General features: G+C 70.9%; 15 protein-coding genes. 3 read left to right on the top strand and 12 right to left on the bottom strand.

Features of this window, described 5'->3' with window-relative positions; translation table 11 throughout:
• Positions 1-366: 366 nt before the first annotated feature.
• The 7 genes from ACZ4M3_RS34930 to ACZ4M3_RS34900 all read right to left on the bottom strand — a co-directional run bounded on the left by ACZ4M3_RS34930 (position 367) and on the right by ACZ4M3_RS34900 (position 11,545).
• Positions 367-3,468, bottom strand: coding sequence for a lantibiotic dehydratase (locus ACZ4M3_RS34930; RefSeq protein WP_467739626.1), 3,102 nt, complete (start codon positions 3,466-3,468; stop codon positions 367-369).
• Positions 3,465-4,772 (bottom strand): lanthionine synthetase C family protein, encoded by a 1,308-nt coding sequence (locus tag ACZ4M3_RS34925; RefSeq protein WP_467739624.1) that lies wholly within the window; start codon positions 4,770-4,772, stop codon positions 3,465-3,467. Before ACZ4M3_RS34925 ends, ACZ4M3_RS34930 begins: the two co-directional genes overlap by 4 nt.
• A complete protein-coding gene (locus ACZ4M3_RS34920) occupies positions 4,772-5,143 on the bottom strand; it encodes a hypothetical protein (protein ID WP_467739622.1) in 372 nt (123 codons plus the stop codon). The genes ACZ4M3_RS34925 and ACZ4M3_RS34920 overlap by 1 nt, the downstream gene beginning before the upstream one ends.
• 471 nt (positions 5,144-5,614) lie before the next feature.
• The gene (locus ACZ4M3_RS34915) at positions 5,615-7,198 is read right to left on the bottom strand and encodes a purple acid phosphatase family protein (RefSeq protein ID WP_467739620.1); all 1,584 of its coding nucleotides are present in this window, start codon (positions 7,196-7,198) and stop codon (positions 5,615-5,617) included.
• A gap of 463 nt (positions 7,199-7,661) precedes the next feature.
• A complete protein-coding gene (locus ACZ4M3_RS34910; protein WP_467739619.1) occupies positions 7,662-9,632 on the bottom strand; it encodes a PTS fructose transporter subunit IIABC in 1,971 nt (656 codons plus the stop codon).
• A gap of 210 nt (positions 9,633-9,842) precedes the next feature.
• Positions 9,843-10,787 carry a 1-phosphofructokinase gene (gene pfkB, locus ACZ4M3_RS34905; RefSeq protein ID WP_467739617.1) on the bottom strand — a complete coding sequence of 315 codons (945 nt, stop codon included), beginning with the start codon at positions 10,785-10,787 and terminating at the stop codon, positions 9,843-9,845.
• Positions 10,784-11,545, bottom strand: a complete 762-nt coding sequence (locus tag ACZ4M3_RS34900; protein ID WP_467739616.1) for a DeoR/GlpR family DNA-binding transcription regulator — start codon at positions 11,543-11,545, stop codon at positions 10,784-10,786. The genes pfkB and ACZ4M3_RS34900 overlap by 4 nt, the downstream gene beginning before the upstream one ends.
• Before the next feature lie 337 nt (positions 11,546-11,882).
• Here ACZ4M3_RS34900 and ACZ4M3_RS34895 point away from each other — a divergent pair, with 337 nt between their 5' ends.
• Positions 11,883-12,155 carry an HPr family phosphocarrier protein gene (locus ACZ4M3_RS34895; protein ID WP_467739614.1) on the top strand — a complete coding sequence of 91 codons (273 nt, stop codon included), beginning with the start codon at positions 11,883-11,885 and terminating at the stop codon, positions 12,153-12,155.
• Positions 12,152-13,810, top strand: a complete 1,659-nt coding sequence (ptsP, locus tag ACZ4M3_RS34890; RefSeq protein ID WP_467739612.1) for a phosphoenolpyruvate--protein phosphotransferase — start codon at positions 12,152-12,154, stop codon at positions 13,808-13,810. Before ACZ4M3_RS34895 ends, ptsP begins: the two co-directional genes overlap by 4 nt.
• 89 nt (positions 13,811-13,899) lie before the next feature.
• On the opposite strand, the gene aspA is transcribed toward ptsP, so the two are convergent.
• The 4 genes from aspA to ACZ4M3_RS34870 all read right to left on the bottom strand — a co-directional run bounded on the left by aspA (position 13,900) and on the right by ACZ4M3_RS34870 (position 18,655).
• The gene (gene aspA, locus ACZ4M3_RS34885; protein WP_467739610.1) at positions 13,900-15,309 is read right to left on the bottom strand and encodes an aspartate ammonia-lyase; all 1,410 of its coding nucleotides are present in this window, start codon (positions 15,307-15,309) and stop codon (positions 13,900-13,902) included.
• 57 nt (positions 15,310-15,366) lie between these two features.
• A complete protein-coding gene (locus tag ACZ4M3_RS34880; RefSeq protein ID WP_467739608.1) occupies positions 15,367-16,383 on the bottom strand; it encodes an asparaginase in 1,017 nt (338 codons plus the stop codon).
• A gap of 104 nt (positions 16,384-16,487) precedes the next feature.
• Positions 16,488-17,927 (bottom strand): amino acid permease, encoded by a 1,440-nt coding sequence (locus ACZ4M3_RS34875; protein ID WP_467739604.1) that lies wholly within the window; start codon positions 17,925-17,927, stop codon positions 16,488-16,490.
• Entirely contained in the window at positions 17,924-18,655 is a 732-nt protein-coding gene (locus tag ACZ4M3_RS34870; RefSeq protein WP_467739602.1) for a FadR/GntR family transcriptional regulator, read from the bottom strand. Before ACZ4M3_RS34870 ends, ACZ4M3_RS34875 begins: the two co-directional genes overlap by 4 nt.
• Before the next feature lie 277 nt (positions 18,656-18,932).
• Between ACZ4M3_RS34870 and ACZ4M3_RS34865 the strand changes: the two genes are divergently transcribed.
• Positions 18,933-19,475: a hypothetical protein gene (locus ACZ4M3_RS34865; RefSeq protein ID WP_467739600.1), complete on the top strand. Its 543-nt coding sequence runs from the start codon at positions 18,933-18,935 to the stop codon at positions 19,473-19,475.
• Here ACZ4M3_RS34865 and ACZ4M3_RS34860 read toward each other — a convergent pair.
• Positions 19,468-21,147 carry an RICIN domain-containing protein gene (locus ACZ4M3_RS34860; protein WP_467739598.1) on the bottom strand — a complete coding sequence of 560 codons (1,680 nt, stop codon included), beginning with the start codon at positions 21,145-21,147 and terminating at the stop codon, positions 19,468-19,470. The genes ACZ4M3_RS34865 and ACZ4M3_RS34860 overlap by 8 nt on opposite strands.
• Positions 21,148-21,994 lie beyond the last annotated feature (847 nt).

Below are 21,994 nucleotides of genomic sequence, written 5' to 3'. Positions count from 1 at the left end.
GGTCGACCGTCACCGGGTCCCCCTCGGGAAGAAAGCCATGGCCTGCGGGAGGACTTCGACGTCCTCCCGCAGGCGGCGTCTCCCGCCGCAGCCGCGGCTTCTTCTTCGGCATGTTCGCCGTCATGGACATCCCTCCCTGGGCATAACCCCAGATCTCCGGATGTCCGCCCAACCGAAGCAACCTCAGCTCAGGCCTTCCGCCTCCGCAGGTCAGATGGCTTCGAACTGTGTGACTCCGTCGGGGTACAGCTGGGGGGTCGGTGAAGTGGCGGCCGCCATGGCTCTGCTCCTCTGTTCCTCTGGTTGCGGCGGGATCCGGCTGTGCCGTGCGCAGCGGACGGTGTGCGCGAGCCGCTATGCCGGGGTTCAGGCTCCTGATGCCAGGCTGTGGCGGGTCCGGTAGAGCAGTTCCAACACGGTGTTCTCGGCAGCACGGTCCGTGCCCAAGAGGCGGTTGCAGTGCAGGTGTACGTAGCTGTGGCACAGCTCTGGCAGCGTCTTGCCCAGTTGCCGGTGGCGTCTCAGATCGGCGAGCTGGTCGGCGACGTCCGCCAGGTGAGGACGACGCCGGGTGAGTACGTCGCCAATGGGACGAGGAGGTGGTTCGCGCAGCAGGTCACAGAACTCCGCCTTGCGGGTGCGGTACTCCGCGCCCGCCAGCCGTCGCTGCGGAGTGTCCTGGTGGTAGAAGCGGAGCCTTTCGGCTTCACCCAGGCCGAGCCCGGTCAACAAGTCGTCGATGGCGAGCAGGGCCAGGCCGGTCCTGTCGAGCTGACACTTCCCGGCATGGTCGAGCGAGAGCAGGTCGAGGACGGCGGAGGTGTCGGCGGAGTACAGCTGTTCAGTGACGTCCATCCCGGCCAGGCCGCCGTAGCGTTCGATCTCACGATCGTAGACGTCGAAGGTGAACCGCGAGAGGTGGCCGTCGGCAAGGAGGGCGCCGGCCCAGTCGCTGAGTGCGGGGACGAGCACGGAGGGATTGCCGCGCAGTCGTAGCCGCAGGTGGGGTTCGGGGTCCGAGTAGCGCAGGAAGACGCGTCGGTCGGACTGGTCGTCGAGTGAGCGGATGAGCTCGCGGATGCCGCCGACGAGCAGGGATTCCTCCTCCTGCCGGTCGCCGTAGAGTTTGACGAAGGTCCAGTCGCTGCCCGGGGGCCGCAGACGGTCTGCCTTCGCCACTCGGGCGCCGGCTTCGCCGGGTGGTACGGCGGGCGGAGCAGGGGCGTTGCGGGTCATGGAGACCACGAGTTCGACGGCGTGGGGACCGTCCGGCCCACTGATCCAGGCGTCGTCGAGGCCGGGAACGGCCTCCTGGAGGACCACGCTGCCGCCGGGCCGCAGACGGTTCAGGGCCCGCCGTATCTCGTTCGTGTGGGAATGTGCGGTGGCATCGATGAGGAGCCGGTGGTCCGCTGCCGTGTCGCTGCTCGTGAGGTACGTGTACCGGGGCACCCCCCACCGGCGGCGCCAGGCGTCGAATCCCGCCGGGAACCGGTCCGGCTGCCCGGCCATCTCATGCGCCGTGGTCTGGTCGATGCGCCACTGGGCCAGGCGCAGGACGACCGGGCCTGAGGTGACGCGGGGCAGGTAGGGGAAGTCGCGGGCCGGGCCCCAGTCGAAGCCGACGATCTGGGCGGTGCCGTCGCGGCTCACCTCGGCGAGGAAACGGCAGACGGCGGGGGCCCGGATGTTGTTGAGCATGTGTCCTGAGCAGACTCTGACCTCGCGGAGCTCTCCCGTGCCGTCGTCCCAGATCAGTGCGAACCTGCCGTTAGTGACGCGGACCGCGAGTTGGTCGAGGGGAATGTACCGGGCAGGTCCGTCCACCGCGCTGGTGCGAATGCCGACCTCGTGATCGCGGACCGCGGGCCGGACGACGACGTTCGCCGAGCGGGTCTTGTCGGGGAGGTACACCAGTTCGGCCAGGATGCGGCCGGTTTCGACGGCTTGTTCGGCCTCTGCGATGTCGCCGAGGGCGGCAACGGCACCGGTCAGCATGCCTGCGAAACGGCCGAGGTTGCGTCCGGCTGCTCCGGCACCGACGTTGGGACCCACGACCAGGTGGAAGTCGCCGGCGTCGATGGCGGCGGGTGACGGGGCGGAGACCATGGCGTAGAGGTCGAGCGATGCGGGGAGCCGCTCTGGGACCGCTTCCCAGAGGGCGAGCCGGTCGATGGTGCCCTGGTCGAGGTCGATGCTGCTGAGGTGGTCGTGGAGAGCACCGGTGGCGAGGCGGAGCAACGTGTCGGCCCGGGCGGCTTTGGCGGGAACGACCGGAGGGAGGAGGGACGGAGAACCGAGGCCTGTGACGGGATCGAGGAGTTCGAGGACGGGCACGTCGCGGTCGGTGCCGTAGCGGACCTCGAACGCGCCCCTGTACGCGCTGATGTGCGGTAGGCCGAAGGGGAGCGGGGTGAGCCGCAGCAGCAGTTCGGCCGCTCGGACCGCTTCGTCGGCCACTTTGCGGGACACGTCGCAGGCCGCCAGGGGCAGAACCGTGTCGACCTGGAGCGGTGTGGCCGTGTCGAAGCCCGTGACGCGGCGGACGTGGTCGGCGAGCGCCGGGAAAGCGGCGGCGCCGGTTCCGGCCGGCTGCCTCTCCCAGTCCTGGATCGCAGCCAGCAGTGCACCGAGGTCCGCGGCGTCGGTGTCGGCTGCCGGTATCCGGCTGAGGTGGTCGAGGACATGCCCCCCGGGGTCGAGGTGCGTCAGCGGTGGGCTCAGGTCCGTCAGTAGGAATGCGTGCCGCCACAGCTGGTACAGCAGATCGTGGACCTTGTCGGGAGTTGCTCCGGGGACGGCTTCCAGGAGGCCGGCGGCGAGGTCGGCGTAGGCCACGGGGGTGTGGGCGAGGGCGAGGGCGCGAGTGACGGCGCCGGTGGCGCGGAGGGTGACGTTCTCGCCGCCGTTCGCCCCGAGGACCGCTTCGACACCGCTCAAGGTGATCCGGCCGGCGCGGTGCAGCACGGCCGGATTGGCGATGACCGTGGTGGCCTCCCGGATCTCGGTTCGCGCTTCGAGGGCAGTCACGAAGTGTAGGAGGGCGTGCATGTCGACACGGGCGTGGACGTCGGGAGGCTGGTCAGCGAGGCGGACGTCGGTGACCGGCCCCCACCGACCCAGGGCGACGCCGGCGTTCAGCCCGAAGGGAGTGGGCCGGGTGCTGAGGCGGATGAGGTAGCGCAGGACGCTCGACTCGAGGCGCCGCCGGTCCCGTTCGGTGCGTGCGGGCGCCAGCAACGAGGTGGCGAGGGGCATGGAGGAAACGACGACGGCACGCCGCGCGTGCTCGTTGTTCCGCACGCGAGCGGTCGCGGGGGTGCGCCTGAGGTCCTCGGCCGCGGGGTAGTCGGTGACGGGGAGGATGGGGGTGCGGATCACGAAGTGGTCGAGGCAGCGGTAGAGCCCGGACGCGCGATGAGCGGCTCGTCGCCGGGTGCCGGGACCACGGGAGGCGTCGGCGCTCATGACAGAAGGAAGAACCGGTCCCAGGCGGGTGGTTCGGGGGTGACGGCGGCAAGCAGGGTGAGGGCGACCCCCGCGGCGCCTTCGAGGAGGCCGGACCGGTCCTCGCGGGTGCCGTCGGGCTCGACGCTGCGATAGCCGAAGGGCGCCTGCGGCTGGTGTTCACCGAGCAGCTGGTCGACCAGGCGGCGGGCGCCGTCGCCGATCTCCTCGTCTTCGGTGTCGACAGCGAATCGCAGGGTGACCTGCAGGAGCCCGGCGATGCCGTGGCAGAAGCCGGGTGAGTCGATGCGCCGCCGGGCGACGGGTCGCCGCAGTACGGCCCGCATGGCCGCGACGGCCGTACAGGTCAGGTGGGGGTCGCCCAGGGCGGTGCCGGCGAGCCAGAGGGCGCGCGCGACACCGGGGCCGCCGTAGCACCAGGCGTCGCGGGCTGGCGACGGTGCGGCGGAGTCCTCACCGAGCGGGACGACCGACGGGTATGCCAGTCCTCCGGCCTCGTCGACCTGGTGTGAGGCGAGCCAGGACGCCGTGCGGCGGATCGCATCGGTGTGCCCGGCGCCGATCGGGCCGTCGGCGTGGGCGAGGGCGAGCATGGCGAGGGGGCCGGTGATGCCGTGGGCGAGACCGCAGTTGGCGACCGCGGTCCGGTACCGATCGCGGATGCTCTCGTCGGTGATGAGGGCATGGGGGGTGTGCCAGGCGGGGACCCCGTCGACGGTACCCGAGAGGTCCACCAGCCAGGCGAGGACGGTGTTGAGAGCGCGGTCCCGGGCCGGGCCGGGCGGGCGGGAGTGGAGATACGCGGCCACACCGGTCCACCCCGACACGAGGTCGAACGTGCCGACGGCCAGGCCTTCCCCGGTGACAGCGGGAAGCCGTCGGGGAATCCGGGTGTACAGGCTGTCGTCGATGCCGCTGAGCAGGGTGCGGTACCGCTGTCCGCCGTGAGCCAGGTACGAGGTGGTAAAAGCCACTCCGGTGAGGCCGGCGAAGAGTCCCAGGGTGGCCACGGGGTTCGACGCGGTGCCGTCGACGGCGCGGTTGAGGTGACGGTGGGCCACGAGGTCCCAGCCCTCGCCCGGCAGACACCGGTCGAGATGTCCGAAGGCGAGGGCGAGGCCGCAAGTGCCTTGGGCGGCGCTGTGGGTCGTCCACCGTGGACGGCCCCGCAGCGCCGCCTTCCGGGCCGCTCCCTCGACGACGTCGGGGTCACGCAGCCGCGAGAGCACGTCCACGCAGACTTCGCGCACTGAGGCAGCGGTCTGCGGATCGCCGATGGCGGGCTGCCAGTCGGGCGGGGCCATCAGCCTTCCCGCGGGGGGTGCTCGACGACGCGGCGGATGACGTGCTCCCCGGCGACCCTGCGAGTGACCCCGTCGGCCCGGACCTGGCTGACTTCCAGGACGTAGTGGTCCTCGTAGAGGCTGCGGTCGCACTCGGAAGTGCAGGAGCCGCAGGTCTCACAGGTTTCGGTCTCGTTGGGTGTGTCGAGCGCGGGGCAACTGCCCGCACAGGTACTGGCACAGCTGTTCGTGCATTCGTCGCCGCAGGTGCTGGCGCAGCTGTGGGTGTCCTCGATGACGAACCTGTCGACTTCCCGCGTCGTCATCTTGACGCGGATGTCCAGGTCGAACTGGTCGTCGTTGTACGCGACGTGTGCTTGTTCGTCTTCCATGGCTCAACCCTCGGCAATCGGTCACCGAGCAACGCCCTTACCTCCACCATGGCACCTCCGAGGAAGGCCGCAACCCGGGGCGACCAGGTCTCCCGGCCCCCGGGCCCTCGGGCTCCTGGTCCGGCGTCATCGGTTGTGCGGCGTGCTCCGCAGGGCCCCCTGCCGGCCGGGCCGCCCCTGGCTCGTCTGGCTGCCTGCTCGGGTCGTGGTGTACGCGGTGGATGAGTCGGGGGTCAGGCCCGGGCGGTCGCGGGACTGCGGACCAGTCCGGTCGTGGAAGCCCTGGTGCTCGCCGCGGCGGACGAGGAGCCGGAGGTCGCCGAAGCGGCACTGGAGGGCCTCTGCACCATCTGGCGGCAGGACGGCGTCGTCGGCGAGAACCGGTTGCTGAGGCTTGCGCCGAAGGATCAGACCGGGTCCGGGCGCTGGGCATCAAAGTCCGCAGCCCCTGGGGACGGGCGCGGCGTTCCGCTAGCGGAGCTGGCCCCGTTGGATCTCGAAGTGGTCGATCCGCTCACCGGTCTCGGCCAGCGCGCTGACCTTCAGCTTCGGGTGGCGGCCGGTCTCGACCTCCACGGCGAGGAACGAGTAGTTGGTGTACCGCACCCGCGACCACTCCACCGTCTCGGTCGCCTTCGTACCGCCCTTGACCCACCGGTAGGTGTCCACGCTCTCGCGGTCCGCGACATGACCCTCGTACGAGTCCGGCACAGGGAAGCTGTACAGCGAACGCCCGGCCGCACCGGCCGTGACGTACACGATGCCGTCCTGCGTCGGGTCGGTGCGCTCACCGATCGGGACCTTGCGGCCGACCTTGTTGCCCTTGATGGCGTCGGTGCGCTCGTACACGTGGTTGTGGCCGTTGATGACCAGGTCCACCTGGTGCTTCTCGAACAGCGGCACCCACGCATCGCGTACCCCGCCCTCCGAGGCGTGCGAGCTGGTGGTCGAGAACGCGCAGTGGTGGAAGAACACCACGATGAAGTCGACGTCGCGGTCGTGCCGCAGCTCGCCCAGCCGCCGGTCCAGCCACGCGGTCTGCTTCCCGCCACTGATCCCGAAGTTGGCGGGTATCTCGTACGAGATGTCGTTCGCGTCGAGCGCGACGACCCCGACGTTGCCGTGCACGAACGAGTACACGCCGGGCTGGTTGACCGGGTCGGGGCCGTTGCCCGGCAGGGACCAGCGGGCATTCTGGCCGCCGTAGCCCTGCGGCGAGTACCAGGCCTCCATGTCGTGGTTGCCGGTCGTCACCATCCACGGCACGGTCTTGGCGACCGTCTCCGTCTGCGCCAGGAACTGGTCCCACGCGCGCGCGTCGTAGGTGTCGCCGGAGGTCCCCGAGCCGGAGGAGTCGGCGTAGCAGATGTCACCCGCGTGCAGGTGGAAGGCGGGGTTCTGGGCCAGCAGCACCGCGTCGTTGCCGAGTGCGTGGTAGCTCACACCCTGATCGCCGAAAGCGGTGAAGACGAAGTTCTCGGCGCGCGAGGGCGCGGTGGTGAAGGTGCCGAGCGTGCCCAGGTTGCGGTGGTCCGCCGGGTCGAAGCCGTCGTGCCCGACCCCGTAGTAGTACGTCTGGCCGGGCCGCAGCCGGTCCAGGCCCACGTGCAGGTAGAACTGCTCGGCCGCGGCGATCTTGCCTCCGTTCAGGACGGGGGTGCTCAGGTGCCGCACCTCGGCGTCGATCTTCACGCTCAGCGCCCAGGGGCTGGTGCCGACGCGCAGGTAGGGCTTCTTCACCGGGAACGGAACCTGCCAGGAGACCCGCATCTGCGTCTTCGGGTCGGCGCCGTACTGCAAGTGCCGTGCGAACGGCGCGGCCAGCGAACCATCGACACCGCGCCGTGCGGTGGACATCAGCACGGTGGGGGCCGCGTAGGCGGGCGAGGCCGCGCCGGTGCTCAGGCCGACCCCGGCCCCGACCGCGGCCGCGGTCACCGCGCCCGCACGCAGCGCGCCGCGCCGCGTGAACTTCGAGCGCAGGTAGTCGTGCTGCTCAGCCATGCTCATCCGTGAGGCGAGCTTCTCAGGGACACCGAAATCAGGAAGGTTCATGGCGCGAAACATCCTCGCCCAAGACGACGTGAAACCCACCGCCACGTGAACGGGGGTGGTACGAACTCCCATGAGAATCCCCGGAATTCCCCAACCCGCTACGAGCATGACGACGACTTCCAGCGCGGTTCCGGCGAGCGGACCACTTCCTCGGGGGCCGGCAGGGATGCGTGGGGGAGAATGGGCATGCGCCATTTCCGCGCCCACCGCTGGGCTGCGGCTGTCGACCACGAGGAGCCCATCCCCGCCAACACCTGCGGCGGCAGGGCGGTGTACGCCCCCGACCTCCTCGAACAGCACGCCGTGGAGTTCATCGACGCCCACGCCGCCGCACCGTTGCGCCTCCTGCTCACCCCGAACGTCCCGCACGCCCCCAGCGACATCCCCGACACCGGCGCCTATGGGGGCCAGAGCTGGCCGGCCGCGGACAGAAGGCCACGCGGCCCGGGTCAGCTACTTCTCATCAGAAGGTGGCCGGCTCCTCGCCGACGACGAGGGAGTCCGGGGCCGCCTGGCTGGCGGGCTTCCGCAACTCCTTCAGTACGACCACCACCGCCGTCGTGACCACCGTGCCCGCCGCGATGGCGATCAGGTAGAGGAACGGGCTGCCGATCAGCGGGAGTACCCAGATTCCGCCGTGCGGGGCACGCAGGGTGGAGCCGACGGCCATCACCAGGCCGCCGGCGGTCATGCTGCCGGCGATGGCCGCCGGGATGACCCGCAGCGGGTCGGCCGCCGCGAACGGAATCGCGCCTTCGGTGATGAACGACGCGCCGAGCACCCAGGCGGCCTTGCCGTTCTCCCGCTCCTCGGGGGTGAACAGCCCACGCCGGACGGCGGTCGCCAGGGCCATGCCCAGCGGCGGGGTCATGCCGGCGGCCATCACGGCAGCCATCACCTTGAGACTGCCCGCGTCCGGGGCGGTACCCGCGGCGGTGAGCGCACCGGCGGCGAAGGTGTAGGCGACCTTGTTGAGCGGACCGCCCATGTCGAAGGCCATCATCGCGCCGAGCAGCGTGCCGAGCAGGATCGCGTGGGAGCCGGAGAGGCCGTTCAGCCAGCCGGTCAGGCCGTGCATCGCCGAGGCGATCGGTGAGCCGACCACCACGAACATCAGGAAGCCGACCACCGCCACCGACAGCAGCGGGATCACCACCACCGGCATGATGCCCCTGATCGCCTGCGGCACGTTCCAGTGGATCATCCACAGCACCAGGAAGCCCGCGATCAGCCCTGTGACAATGCCGCCGAGGAAGCCCGCGCCCACTGCCACCGAGACGGCACCGCCGGCGATGCCGGCGGCCAGTGCCGCCCGGTCCGCGATCGCCCAGGCGATGTATCCGGACAGGACCGGCACCAGGAAGCCGAATGCCGCCTTGCCGGTCTGGAACAGCACCGCCGCCCAGCTGTGCGAGGAGGTCCACTCGAAGTGACCCAGCACGGACGGGGCGGAGGCGATCTGGTAGCCGCCGATCGCGAAGGCGAGGGCGATCAGCAGACCGCCGGCTGCGACGAACGGGATCATGTAACTGACGCCCGTCATCAGGTACATGCGCAGCCGCTGGGCCCAGTGTTCACCCGCCGGTGCGCTCGACGCGGCGACCGGGCCGGGGACGGTTGCGCCGTTACCCGTCCCGGTGACCAGCCCGGTGGCCTGGGCTATCAGGTCGTCGGCGCGGTTGACGGCGGCCTTCACGCCCACGTCCACGGTCGGCTTGCCGGCGAATCGGGCACGGTCGCGGACCTCGACGTCATGGGCGAAGATCACGGCATCGGCGGCCGCGATCACCTCGGGGGACAGCGGCGTCGTCCCGGCCGAGCCCTGGGTCTCGACCTGAATCCGCGCACCCGCCCGGGCGGCGGCCAGTTCCAGGGCCTTCGCGGCCATATAGGTATGGGCGATGCCGGTCGGGCAGGAGGTCACCGCGACCAGCCGCAGCCCACCGCCCGCGGCGTTCGTCTCCGAAGCGGCGGCCGGTGCGTCCTCGGCGTTGATCCGGGCCGCGACCGCTCCCGGGCTCTCGGCATCGCGCAGGGCGCCGGTGAAAGCGGGGTCCATCAGCCGGCGGGCCAGCGCGGCGAGGATCTGCAGATGGGTGTCGTCGGCACCGGCCGGTGCCGCGATCATGAAGATCAGGTCGGCGGGCCGTCCGTCCGGGGCGTCGAAGTCCACCCCTCTGGCGCTGCGGCCGAAGGCCAGGCTCGGCCGGGTGACATGGGGTGACCTGCAATGCGGGATGCCGATTCCGTCACCCATCCCGGTCGGGGCCTGGGCCTCGCGGGCGGCGACATCGGCGAGGAAGCCGTCGAGGTCGGTGACCCGCCCCTCGGCGACCAGCCGTTGGGCGAGTGCGCGGAGAGCTTCGCTCTTGTCCTCGGGGGCGAGGTGGAGGTCAACGAGTGCGGGTGTGATCAGTCCGCTCGGGTCGCTCATCGTGTCAATCCTTCAACTGGTGGCTGACGGTGTTCCCTTGCCCCCGGGAAATGGCTGCCCTTCCGTCCCACACGGTCGGGCGTGGTTGCCTCCGGCGCGGATGCCGGACGTTCGCCCGTACGGTGCCGCTCGGCCTGCTGTGGTCCGCAGCCGCGCTGGTGCCGCGCTCGGCGCTTGTCCGTCGGCGTCCGTCCTCGCAGGAGGGTGTTCTCAACCGCGAAGCGGCCGTTCGAGCGGGATGTCCGCCGTCACGGCCACTGCGGTCGGGTCCAGGTCGGCCGGGGTCGGCATGACGCTCCCCGGCAGTTGTACGGCGGCGGCGCCGTGCGCCAGGGCCGCCGCGAGTGCCTCGGGGCCGGTACCACCGGCTCCGAGGAAGCCCGCGAGTGAGGCGTCGCCCGCTCCCACGTCGCTGCGGACGGCGGCGACCGGTGCGCTGCCGTACCAGCTGCCCTCCTCGGCGATCAGCAACATCCCGTCCGCACCGAGACTGGTCAGGACCTGCTGGGCGCCGCGCCCCCGTAGTTCCCCGGCGGCGTCCACGGCGTCGCCGATGGTGACGACCGGGCGGCCCACGGCCTCGGCGAGTTCCTCCCGGTTGGGCTTGACCACGTCGGGGCGGGCCGAGAGCGCGGCCAGCAGCGCGGGCCCGGAGGTGTCCAGCGCGATCCGGGCGCCACCCGAGTGCACCTGCGCGACCAGCTCGGCGTACCACTCGGGCGCCAGTCCGCGCGGCAGGCTGCCGCAGCAGGCCAGCCAGTCCACGTCCTTGCCCGTGCACTCGTCACGGACGAGCGCCAGCAGCGCGGCCGACTCGGCGGCGCTGAGCTCGGGGCCCACGGCGTTGACCTTCGTGAGCCTGCCGCGGTCCTCGGCGATCGAGACGTTAATCCGGGTGTCGCCGAGGATCGTGACCGCCGCGACCTCGATGCCCTGGCGGCGCAGCAGATCGGAGAGCAACTGCCCGGAGAATCCGCCCAGCGGCAGGACGGCGCGGGTGCGGTGCCCGGCGGCCGTGAGCGCACGGGAGACGTTGACGCCCTTGCCGCCCGGGTCGAGCCGGTCGTGCGCGGCCCGGTTCACCTCGCCCGGGGCGAGCGTTCCCAGCTCGTAGGTGCGGTCGAGGCTGGGGTTCGGGGTGATGGTGACGATCATGCGCGGATGACTTCCGGTCCCTGGGTCTCGATCTCGGCGGCCTGCTCGTCGGTCAGTCCGGTGTCCGTGACCAGGACGTCGACCTGGTCCAGGGAGCCGAACCGGGCGAAATGGCGGGCGCCGAACTTGGAGGAGTCGGCCACCAGGACCACCCGTCGGGCACCGGTGAGCATGGCCCGTTTGACGGCCGCCTCGGCGAGGTCCGGCGTCGACAGACCGCCCTTGGGGGAGAAGCCGTTGGTGGCGAGCACCGCGACGTCCGCGTGGATGTCGGCCAAGTCGCGCAGCGCCCAGGCGTCGACGGAGGCGTGGGTACGGTGGCGCAACCGCCCTCCGATCAGGTGGAGGGAGAGCCCGGGGTGGTCGGCCAGCCGGGCTGCGACGGGGAGGGCGTTGGTGACGACCGTGAGGGCGCAGTCGGCGGGCAGCAGTCCGGCCAGCCGGGAGACGGTCGTCCCCGCGTCCAGGATCACGCTGCCCTCGCTCGGGAGCAGGGCCAGGGCCGCCTTGGCGATGCGCTCCTTCTCGGCCGCGGCGGTGGAGTCCCGTTCGGCCAGCCCCGGCTCCAGGTGCAGTGCGCCGACGGGCAGTGCGCCGCCGTGCACCCGGTGCAGCAGGCCGGCTCGGTCGAGGGCGCTCAGGTCGCGCCGGATGGTCTCCTGCGTGACGCCGAAGTCCTCGGCCAGTGCCGGTACGTCCACCCTGCCCTGCTCCTGGGCGAGGCGGAGGATCTGTTGCTGCCGCTCGGGAGCGTACATGTGGGATTGGGTCCGTTCATGTCTGTTTACGTCTGATGCAGCCCGACCATACGCGCCCCGGCCGAAAAAGCAAGGGACCGCCCAGTCCCGCTTCCGCGCCGCGAGCTTGCCCGAATGTGTTGACATGGCTCGGAGAGCGGGAGTAAAACCAATCGAAACAACACGCTAACGGGCGTGAAACCACAGCTGCCCGGTCCCCGCCACTGCCCCCGTAGGCGAAGACCGGGCACTAAACCACACCGGTCCGCGCCACACCCTCTGCGCGGCCGCCGTGCCCGACTCTCCCGCCGACCCGGTTCCCACCCGGTGTCGGCGATCGTCTCCCCAAGGAATCCCCATGCACTCGATCCAGGTCACCGTCGGCTCCGAGAGCGGCCTGCACGCCCGCCCGGCCTCACTGTTCGTCCAGGCCGCCGCCCGGCAGCCCGCCAAGGTCACCGTTGGCCGCCCGGGCCAGGCCCCGGTCGACGCCCGCAGCCTGCTGTCCGTCCTCGCCCTGGCCGCCGGCCGCGGCGAGACCCTGGAGCTCACCGCCTCCGGCGATCGGGCCGAGGACTCCCTGAAGGTGCTCGCCGCGCTGCTCGCCTCCGACCTCGACGCAGCGGCATGAGTGAGCTGATATGCGGGATCGGCGTCGGCACCGGCAGTGCCGCCGGCCCCGTCGTCCGGATGGCACCCGCACCCGCGCTTCCCGCCCCGAGGCCCGTCACCGAACCGGCGGCCGAGGCCGCGGCGGTTCGCGCGGCCCTCGGGGCGGTCGTCACCGACCTGCACGAGCGCGCCGCCCGTGCGAGCGGCCCGGGCTCCGAGGTGCTCGAGGCCCAGGCCATGATGGCCGCCGACCCCGTCCTTGCCGACCGGGCCGCCGCACTCGCCGAACGGGGCACCGACGGCGCCCACGCGCTCGCCACCGCGTTCGACGGCTTCCGCACCGCGCTGGTCTCCGCGGGCGGGTACTTCGCGGAACGCACCGCCGACCTCGACGACCTGCGTGCCCGCGCCGTGGCCCACCTGCTCGGCCTGCCCGTGCCAGGGCCGCCCGACCCGGGGCACCCGTACGTCCTGGTCGCCGACGACCTCGCCCCTGCCGACACGGCGCTGCTCGACCCCGAGCGGGTGCTGGCCCTCGTCACCGTCCGCGGCGGCCCGACCAGTCACACCGCCATCCTCGCCAAGGCGCTCGGGCTGCCCGCCGTCGTCGGTTGCACCGCGGCCGCGGAGCTGGAGGACGGCCGGCAGGTCCTGGTGCACGGTGCCGACGGCGTGATCGAGCCCGACCCGAGTCCGGAGGCGGTCGAACGGGCCGCCGAGCGGGAGCGCCGTCGACGCGAGCTCCTGGCCGGTTTCCAGGGACCGGGCCGGACCGCCGACGGCCACCCGGTCTCGCTGCTGGTCAACCTCGGCGCGCCGCACGAGCTGGCCGGGGCGGCCGCCGCCGACGCCGAGGGTGTGGGCCTGTTCCGCACCGAGTTCCTCTTCCTGGACCGCACCGAGGCTCCGAGCCTCGCCGAACAGGCCACTGCCTACCGGCAGGTCTTTTCCGCCTTTGCCGGCCGCCGGGTGGTCGTCCGCACATTGGACGCCGGCGCGGACAAGCCGCTGCCCTTCGCCACCTCCGGCGGCGAGGAGAATCCGGCTCTGGGCGTCCGCGGCCTGCGGACGGCCGCCCGGGATCCGCAGCTCCTGGAGACCCAGCTCGCCGCCATCGCCGAGGCGGCCGCGGACAGCACCGCGCAGGTGTGGGTGATGGCCCCGATGGTGTCGGTCCCGCGTGAGGCCGCCGAGTTCGCCGCCCGGGTCCGTGCGCACGGCCTGCCGCTGGCCGGGGCGATGATCGAGGTCCCAGCAGCCGCCCTGCGGACCGACCGGCTGTCCGAGGTCTGCGACTTCTTCAGCATCGGCACCAATGACCTGGCCCAGTACGCCTTCGCGGCCGACCGGACGCTCGGCTCCCTCTCCGAGCTGCTCGACCCGTGGCAGCCCGCCCTGCTCGTGCTGGTCGCCACCGCCGCCGGGTCGGCAGTCGGGCAGGGGCGCCCGATCGGCGTCTGCGGCGAGGCCGCCGCCGACCCGGCGCTTGCCCTGGTGCTGGTCGGCCTCGGGGTCACCAGCCTGTCCACCGCACCCGCCGCACTCCCCGAGGTGCGGGCAGCCCTGGCCACCCACACCCTCCACGAGTGCCGCGAGCTCGCCGAGCTGGCCCTGCTCGCGGACGATGCCGACGACGCCCGGCGCAAGGTCCGGTCGAGCATGAAGGGACGCTGATCCACTCCGTCGGGGCGCCGGGCCGGTGCGGCCCGGCGCCCACGAACGTCCGGCCGGCGGCCGCCTCGTCGCCCGCGGCCGCCTCGTCGTCAGGCCCCGGCCGTGCCGGTCCCCGCGATCACCTCGGGGCGCAGGAGGGCGGCGAGCTTCTCGGCCGGGAGCAGACCCCTCTCCAGGACGAGCTCGGCCACGCCCCGGCCGCTGGCGAGTGCCTCCTTGGCGATGTCGGTGGCGGACGCATACCCGATGTGCGGGTTCAGGGCGGTCACCAGGCCGATGGAGTCCTCGACGGTCGCGCGCAGCATCTCGGTGTTGGCGGTGATGCCGCCCACGCAGCGCTCTGCGAGGGTGAGACAGGCCGCGCGCAGGTGGGTGATGGACTCGGACAGCGAGTGCAGGATGACCGGCTCGAAGGCGTTGAGCTGGAGCTGCCCCGCCTCGGCGGCCATGGTGATGGTGACGTCGTTGCCGATCACCTCGAAGGCGACCTGGTTGACGACCTCGGGGATCACCGGGTTGACCTTGCCGGGCATGATGCTCGAACCCGCCTGCACCGGCGGCAGGTTGATCTCGCCGAGGCCCGCGCGCGGTCCGGAGGACAGCAGGCGCAGGTCGTTGCAGGTCTTGGACAGCTTGACGGCGATGCGTTTGAGCACGCCGGACATCTGGACGAACGCGCCGCAGTCCTGCGTGGCTTCGACCAGGTTGGCCGCGGTCACCAGCGGCAGCCCGGTGATGTCGGCGAGGTGGCGGCGGGCCGATTCGGCGTATCCGGCGGGGGCGTTGAGACCGGTGCCGATCGCGGTCGCGCCGAGGTTGATCTCGTGGATCAGCTCGACCGCCTCCGCGAGCCGGCTGCGGTCCTCGTCGAGCATGACGGCAAAGGCGGAGAACTCCTGCCCGAGCGTCATCGGCACGGCGTCCTGGAGTTGGGTGCGGCCCATCTTCAGGACGTCGTGGAACTCGACGGCCTTGCGGGCGAAGGCCTCCTGGAGGACGGCCATGGCGTCGAGCAGGCCGTGCACCGCGGAGACGGTCGCTATCCGGACCGCGGTGGGGTAGACGTCGTTGGTGGACTGGCCGAGGTTGACGTCCTCGTTGGGGTGCAGGTGCCGGTACTCGCCCTTGGCGTGTCCCAGCAGCTCCAGCGCCCGGTTGGCGACGACCTCGTTGGCGTTCATGTTGGTCGAGGTGCCGGCGCCGCCCTGGATGACGTCGACGACGAACTGGTCGTGGAGCTTGCCGCTGCGGATCTCCCGGCATGCGGTGACGATCGCGGTGGCCTTCGCGTGCTCCAGCAGGCCGAGGTCCTCGTTGGCGAGTGCGGCGGCCTCCTTGACGGCGGCGAGGGCGTCGATCAGGTGCGGGTAAGCGGAGATGGGCGTGCCCGTGATGGGGAAGTTCTCCGTGGCGCGCAGGGTGTGGACGCCCCAGTAGGCGTCGCCGGGGACCTCGCGGTCTCCGAGCAGGTCGTGTTCGCTGCGGGTGGCGGCGGTCATGGGTGTGCGGGTCCTCTTCCTGAGGTTGGTGGGGTGACGGTGGTGGGGCCGGTCCGGTCAGGCGGGCGCGGATACGGCAGTCGGGTCCGGTGCCGCCACCGGCCGGATGCTGCCGACGGGCCGGTCGCCGCCGGTCATCGGCTCGCCCGCGAAGCCGGCGAGCAGCCGCGGGTCGACTCCTGCCCGGGCCAGGGCGGCGGCCGCCACCGGAACGCGCGCCCGGTTCGCCCCGTCGGCGATCTTCACGGCGACGGCCCGGCGGTCGGGCAGCGCGGCCACTTGGACGCCCTCGAAGCCGTCCTTGACCAGCAGCCCGGGTACGGCGCGCATCAGCTCGGCCACGTCCCGTCCGGTGCCGGAGGCCATCTCCGGGTGGACGCGCAGCGCGTCCGCCACGCGGCGCTCGGCGGTGCCCGGCGCGGCCCCGGCGATGCGGGCGGCGGCGCGGGCCAAGCCGTGCAAGGACACCGAGAAGAGCGGGGATCCGCAGCCGTCGACGGCCACGTTCGCGATGTGCTGGCCGGTGAGCTCCTCGACGACTTCGGCGATCGCCCTCTGGAGCGGGTGGGCCGGGTCGAGGTAGGTGCTCAGGGGCCAGCCTGCGAGCTTGCACAGGTACAGCATCGCGGCGTGCTTGCCGGAGCAGTTCTGGGCGAGCCGGGAGGGCCGGCGGCCCGCGCGCACCCAGGCGTCCCGGACCGCCGGGTCGTACGGCAGGTCGGGGACGTTGCGCAGGTCGTCCTCGGTGACGCCGGCCATTTCGAGGATCAGCCGGGTGCCGGCGAGGTGGTGCTCCTCGCCTGAGTGACTGCCCGTCGCGAGGGAGAGCAGGGCGCCGTCGAGCGGCAGACCGGCCCGCACCAAGGCGACGGCCTGGAGGGGCTTGAGGGCTGAGCGCGGGTAACAGGCGACCTCGATGTCGCCGATGCTCGACCGGACGCCGCCGTCGCCGTCGAGGACGACGACCGAGCCGTAGTGGATTCCCTCGATCAGGCCGCCACGGGTGACGTGGGCGACCGGTGCATGCCGGGGCTCGCGGATCGCGGGCGCGTCCGCGAGGAGACTGCTGCGCATCACTGCCTCGTTCGGTGGTGGGTTGCTGCTGACCGGGATGGCGGGCGGGTGCCTCGCCGAAGGCACGCCCGGCCCGGCGGGATCGGGCCGGGGTGGTGTCCGGCTCAGCCCTCGCTCTCGGCGGCGGTGCGCGCCACGCGGTCGCGGACCAGGTACCAGCCCGCGACCAGCGCCGCGGCGATCAGCGGCACGCACAGCACGGTTGTGCGCGCGGCCCCTCCGTCGGCGTACATGAGGACCAGGACGGAGGCGAGGAAGGCCAGCGTCACAACTTCGGTCCAGGGAGAGCCGGGCAGACGGTAGGCGGGGCGGGTCAGTTCGCCGTCACGGGTCTTCCGCCAGAAGAGGAGGTGACAGACCATGATCATGCCCCAGGTGGCGAGGATGCCGATCGCCGCGAGGTTGAGCACGATCTCGAACGCGTCCGCCGGGACCACGAAGTTGAGCCCGACGCCGAGGACGCACATGCCGCTGGTGAGCAGGATGCCGCCGTAGGGTACCTGGGTACGGCTCAGCCGGGCGGTGAACCGCGGGGCCGATCCGTTGACGGCCATCGAGCGCAGGATGCGGCCGGTGGAGTAGAGGCCGGAATTGAGCGAGGACATGGCCGCGGTGAGGACGACCAGGTTCATCACGTCGCCGGCCGCCGGGACGCCGATGTGGGAGAGCACCGTCACGAACGGGCTCTGCCCGGCGCTGTAGCTGTTCCACGGCATCAGCATCGACAGCAGGACGACCGAGCCGACGTAGAACAGGCCCACGCGCCACATGATCGAGTTGATCGCCTTCGGCATGATCTCCTCGGGGTTCTCGGTCTCACCGGCCGTGACGCCGACCAGCTCGACGGAGGCGTAGGCGAAGACGACTCCCTGGACGATCAGCAGCATGGGCAACAGGCCGTTGGGGAAGACCCCACCATGGTCGGTGATCAGGGACGGACCGGGTACGGCGCCGTCGACGGGGTGCCGGCTGACCAGGAGGAAGATCCCGATCCCCATGAAGACCACCAAGGCGCTGACCTTGATGATGGCGAACCAGAACTCCAGTTCGCCGAAGATCCGCACCGAGATGAGGTTCACCGTGAGCACCACGGCCAGGGCTATGAGGGCGATCACCCACTGCGGGACATCGGAGAACAGGTGCCAGTAATGGGTGTACGTGGCGACGGCGGTGATGTCGGCGATGCCGGTGGTAGCCCAGTTGAGGAAGTACATCCAGCCCGCGGTGTACGCGCCCTTCTCCCCGAGGAACTCCCGGGCGTACGACACGAAGGCGCCGGAGGACGGCCGGTACAGGACGAGTTCGCCGAGCGCGCGCACGACGAGGAAGGCGAAGAGCCCGCAGACGGCGTAGGCGACGAACAGTGACGGCCCGGCGTCGGCGAGGCGACCGCCCGCGCCGAGGAAGAGCCCGGTGCCGATCGCACCTCCGATGGCGATCATGTTGACGTGCCGGGGTTTCAAGGACTTGCTGTAGCCGGTGTCACCGGCGTCGACGTGACGGGTCGTGGGGCGCTTCTCGTCTTTGAGGAACTGCTCGCTCACGCCTCGGATCTGCCTTCCGTGGGGGTGGCCGTGCGCTGGGGGCGCACGATGTCGGTGAGGGTCGTCTCGACCCGCAGGAGGTGGTGGGACATGGCCTCCACCGCGTCGTGCTCGCTACCGTCGACCAGTGCCTCCAGGATCGCCCGGTGCTCGCAGTTGGACTGCTCGCGCCGGCCGCCCAGTTCGTTGAGGAAGGTCGACTGACGCGCCAGTGCGTCACGGATCTCTTCGATGACCCGGCGGAAGACCGGGTTGCCGGAAGCCTCGGCCACCGCCAGGTGGAAGACGGTGTCCATCGCCACCCAGGCGGTGGTGTCGGTCTCCCGCTCCATCCGGTCGAGCAGGTGGCCCAGGTGGTCCAGGTCCTCCGGAGTCCGGCGCAGCGCGGCGTACCCGGCGACCGGGATTTCGACGTGGCGGCGCACCTCCAGCAGGTCGCTGGCGGCGTAGTCGCCGAAGGTGGGGTCCTCGACCGTGTTCGCCATGACGAACGTGCCCTTGCCGCTCTTGGAGACGGTCAGGCCCATCGCCTGCAGGGCCCTGAGCGCCTCCCGCAACACGGGCCGGCTGACCTCCAGGGTCCGGCACAGCTCCGCTTCGGAGGGAAGCTTGTCGCCCACGGCGTATTCGCCGCGCTCGATGGCGCTGCGCAGGTGGCTGAAGACCGCTTCCATGGCGCTGACGCGCCGCGGGAACGGGCCACCTGTCTGGCTGTCTGACAGGTTCATTCTGTGATCCTCACGGGAACGCCGGAGGGTGTCAAGACACCTGGGCCGGGAAGGCCCGACCCAGCGAGCTCCGCACCGTGCGCGCCAATCGTCTGCCCACCGGAGCCGGGTCGGTGCCCGGGGGGCTCGGCGGCTTCCCGGCATCGGCACCGTCACCGGCACCGGCAGGGCGCGGCAAGCACTGGCTCGGCTTCGGACGACCTACCCGCACGCACGGGCAGCCCCGGGTCCCGGGCTTGCGGGCCGTGATCTCCATGTCGATACCGAGAACGGCGGCATGCTCGGCGAGGTGCTGGCGGTCACCGCCGTCGACCCAGACCTGGCGGATCCCGGGATGATTGGTGGCGACCTGGTCCGGGAGCCGGGTGCCGGCGATGGGGTCCTGCACGCTCGCCGCGGTAACCAGAACCGCGGGCAAGAGGCCGAGCGTGTCGGTGAAACCGTCCGCGCGGAGCGGGGGCGTCGGGTACGTCGGTGGCGCCACCGTGCTCGCCGCGACCGAAGCCGTCGTGTGAACGAGGGCAGAATGGTGGCGGTCACCCCGCAGCCGGCGGCGTCGGCGGGATCGCCGTCGGCCGCTGCGCCGCGCCGGGCGGTGGTTGTGGCCATCGTGCCCGAGGAGACGCACGCCTGGAAGGCGGGCAAAGGCGCGACCCCCGTCGTCTACGTCCCCGACCACATCGACGCGTTCACCGACCGGCACTGCCCGCGCCGACGGCAGCATGGCCGGCCCCTGCCGAGAAGCCCTCAGCGTCATGAAGAGGACGAACCCGACCCGTCGAAGAGGAGGCCGACCGGCTGCGCACCTCTGCCTACTTGAGCGCTGCGCCCCCCGAGTTGTGGTAGGCGATCGTCTTGCTGATCAGGTTTCCGCCGTCGGTTTCGATCGATGTCTGTTCCTGCTGCCCTGCACCGAACAGCAAGCCCGCGACATGCGCGTTCGCGACCCGGTCCATGTGTGCGAAGAACCAATCCACCTTGTCGTCCTTGTAATGGTTGAGGGTGTTGTCCTGCGCCATGTTGCCTACCGGGATCTGCCACAAGACCACCGGCTTGCCCACGGACTCGGCCATCGTCTTGTAGAAGCCCAGCGAGGCAGCGGCCTTCTGATCGGTCCAGAAGTTGTCGTAGCCGCCGTGGGCCGGCCGTGCGTACCAGCCCGCGTCGCGGTCCGATACATCGGCGACCAGGAAGTCGGCGTTTTGTGCCCCGAGGTTCGCGTAATCCTTGGCACACCCCTGTGTGTTGCTCTGCCAGTCCCAGCAGGAGAGGTGGAACCCCACCGTGGTGTTCGGCGCGTACTTGTGCGCCATCGCAATCAGGCAGCGGGAGAGTCCGGCGGCACTGTTTTCCTGTGATCCGCAATCCGTCGGGTTTGCGTTCGAGACCTGCGCGGCTACCTGGTGCGGATTTCCGAGGGACCGGACATAGCCCCAGAAGTCGGGTTCGAGGTCGATCATGTCGTGCGAGTTGCCGATCTTCTGGAGGAAGAAGCGGTAGTCATTCATGTACCGGGTGAGCAAGTCGACCCTGTTGATGGCCACGACTTCGCCCGGTCCGTCGCCAGAGCCTGCCAGATCCCCGAGGTCGCGCAATGAGTACCAGGTCCAGAAGAACTTCTGCGGGCGCGGGCCGCCTTGGTAAGTTGCCTTGGCCACATGGGAGTCCCACCAGGTCACGTACGTGCCGGGCGCCGTGGTGCTGCCGGACCAGCAGCCCCACCAGTTCGTCCATGCAGCCTGGCAGAGCGGTGCCGAATAGTAGGCCGGAGAGGGCGCGGGCTGGCTGTGCACATAGGCGTATCGCACGTCGAACGGCGCGGCGGTCGCCGAGGCGTCGGACATCGAGCCGCCGATGAGCACCGTGCTACTACCCATGAAACGTCTCGTCGAACTGCCGCCACCGGCCGAAGGAGACGACGCCGACGACGGGCGCGTGCCGCTCGGAGCCCGGCTTGTGGGAACACTGCCGGCCGTCGCGGTGGGCGTGCGGCCGCTGCCGACGCTCCCGGCCGGGACGAGCTGCCATTGCTGATTGGCGCCGCCCCAGTCGCGGTACTGGACGACATCGCCCCCGTCGGCCTTGGAGGCGTTGTGGACCTCTACGGCCATGCCACTGAAGCGATTGATCAAACGCACGTAGCCGTCCGGCGACTTCGCCACTTTGAACTGCTGGTTGGTGCCGTTCAGGTCGCTCCACTGCACGATGCCGGAGCCGGCGGTCTTCGACCAGTTGTAGTCGTCCAGCACCTTGCCGGAGTGCCGGTTCTGCAGCCGGTAGTACCCCTCACCCGCGTCGATGAACCGCCACTGCTGGTTGGCCCCGCCGTCACGGCCCCACTGCACCACCGGCGCGCCGTTGTCCGTGGCGAAAGCGCGGTCGTCCAGCACCTTGCCGCTGTTGCGGTTGACCAGCACGTACCATGCCTTCGGATCCACGGTTCCGGCCGAGGCCGTGCCGACGACGACGATGGAGCCGGCTACGACAGCCATGACGACGGCCGCCCAGAATCCCCGACGCGTGAACAACCGACGGCTACGATGCATCGCTTTCCGTCTCCCCGCGACGGCTGAGCGGGGCGACCTGCGACCGGCATGGGTGTGGCCGGCGACACGGCGGCCGCCGGCGCGGAACGCCGCCGATGACCTGGGCGGGCGAGGGAACATGTCTGTGCTCTCTTTCAGCCGTTGCATCTGACCGGACCACCTGGCCGGACGACACCGAGTGGTCGCCGGAGCCCGAAAAGGTTGCCTCGGCACGCGAAGATGCACGGATTCCTCCGCAGTGATCGCTTCCCGTTCGCCGTCGAGTGCGGCACGTTGCACGGCGGGGTAGTGAACGCGTGACGGCTGCGCCCGCCCCTGCCGCTCACATCGCGCGCCGCGCGAACCGCGCTGCCTCTGGGCGTCCCGGCGGACGCCCATGTCTCGTAGCCGGCGGAAGGGGCGGCCGATGCGCTGGCGGACGCGGCCTGCGCAGGCCCGGTGTTGACCGCCATCGTGGCCCTATTGCGCGCATACGTGGGGCGCGATTCCCCTGACGAGAAATGATTGACAGTCACATTCCCCACACGCTGTGCGATTGCGGCCATTTGACGGTCCGTCTAATGAGGATGACCAGTCGTCAAGTTTGCGTAAAGTCCGCACGTCCAGGGGTCCCGCCAGGATGGCCTATACCAATGGGTTCTGCCGATCAAGTTGACTTCTGCATAGGCGAATTGATGGATCGTCACGCCGCAGACGAGTAGTTGAACTGGCGACATCTTTGCGCGTAGAGCAACGGCGTTTAAATCTCTCCGTATCTGTCTGGCAGGATTCCCGCACCCCATCCACTCGAGGA

This window comes from Streptomyces sp. NPDC026522 (assembly GCF_055567555.1).
Note: the sequence above shows the minus strand (reverse complement) of the source record. Positions and strands in the feature narration are given on the sequence as shown.

Bases quoted from the DNA above. Each gene is read 5' to 3' on its own strand.
- ACZ4M3_RS34910 (WP_467739619.1), bottom strand. From the start codon at position 9,632: ATGAGCGACCCGAGCGGACTGATCACACCCGCACTCGTTGACCTCCAC.
- ACZ4M3_RS34930 (WP_467739626.1), bottom strand. From the start codon at position 3,468: ATGAGCGCCGACGCCTCCCGTGGTCCCGGCACCCGGCGACGAGCCGCT.
- ACZ4M3_RS34895 (WP_467739614.1), top strand. From the start codon at position 11,883: ATGCACTCGATCCAGGTCACCGTCGGCTCCGAGAGCGGCCTGCACGCC.
- ACZ4M3_RS34870 (WP_467739602.1), bottom strand. From the start codon at position 18,655: ATGAACCTGTCAGACAGCCAGACAGGTGGCCCGTTCCCGCGGCGCGTC.
- ACZ4M3_RS34920 (WP_467739622.1), bottom strand. From the start codon at position 5,143: ATGGAAGACGAACAAGCACACGTCGCGTACAACGACGACCAGTTCGAC.
- ACZ4M3_RS34915 (WP_467739620.1), bottom strand. From the start codon at position 7,198: ATGAACCTTCCTGATTTCGGTGTCCCTGAGAAGCTCGCCTCACGGATG.
- ACZ4M3_RS34880 (WP_467739608.1), bottom strand. From the start codon at position 16,383: ATGCGCAGCAGTCTCCTCGCGGACGCGCCCGCGATCCGCGAGCCCCGG.
- ACZ4M3_RS34865 (WP_467739600.1), top strand. From the start codon at position 18,933: ATGCTCGGCGAGGTGCTGGCGGTCACCGCCGTCGACCCAGACCTGGCG.
- ptsP (WP_467739612.1), top strand. From the start codon at position 12,152: ATGAGTGAGCTGATATGCGGGATCGGCGTCGGCACCGGCAGTGCCGCC.
- ACZ4M3_RS34860 (WP_467739598.1), bottom strand. From the start codon at position 21,147: ATGGCTGTCGTAGCCGGCTCCATCGTCGTCGTCGGCACGGCCTCGGCC.
- ACZ4M3_RS34925 (WP_467739624.1), bottom strand. From the start codon at position 4,772: ATGGCCCCGCCCGACTGGCAGCCCGCCATCGGCGATCCGCAGACCGCT.
- pfkB (WP_467739617.1), bottom strand. From the start codon at position 10,787: ATGATCGTCACCATCACCCCGAACCCCAGCCTCGACCGCACCTACGAG.
- aspA (WP_467739610.1), bottom strand. From the start codon at position 15,309: ATGACCGCCGCCACCCGCAGCGAACACGACCTGCTCGGAGACCGCGAG.
- ACZ4M3_RS34900 (WP_467739616.1), bottom strand. From the start codon at position 11,545: ATGTACGCTCCCGAGCGGCAGCAACAGATCCTCCGCCTCGCCCAGGAG.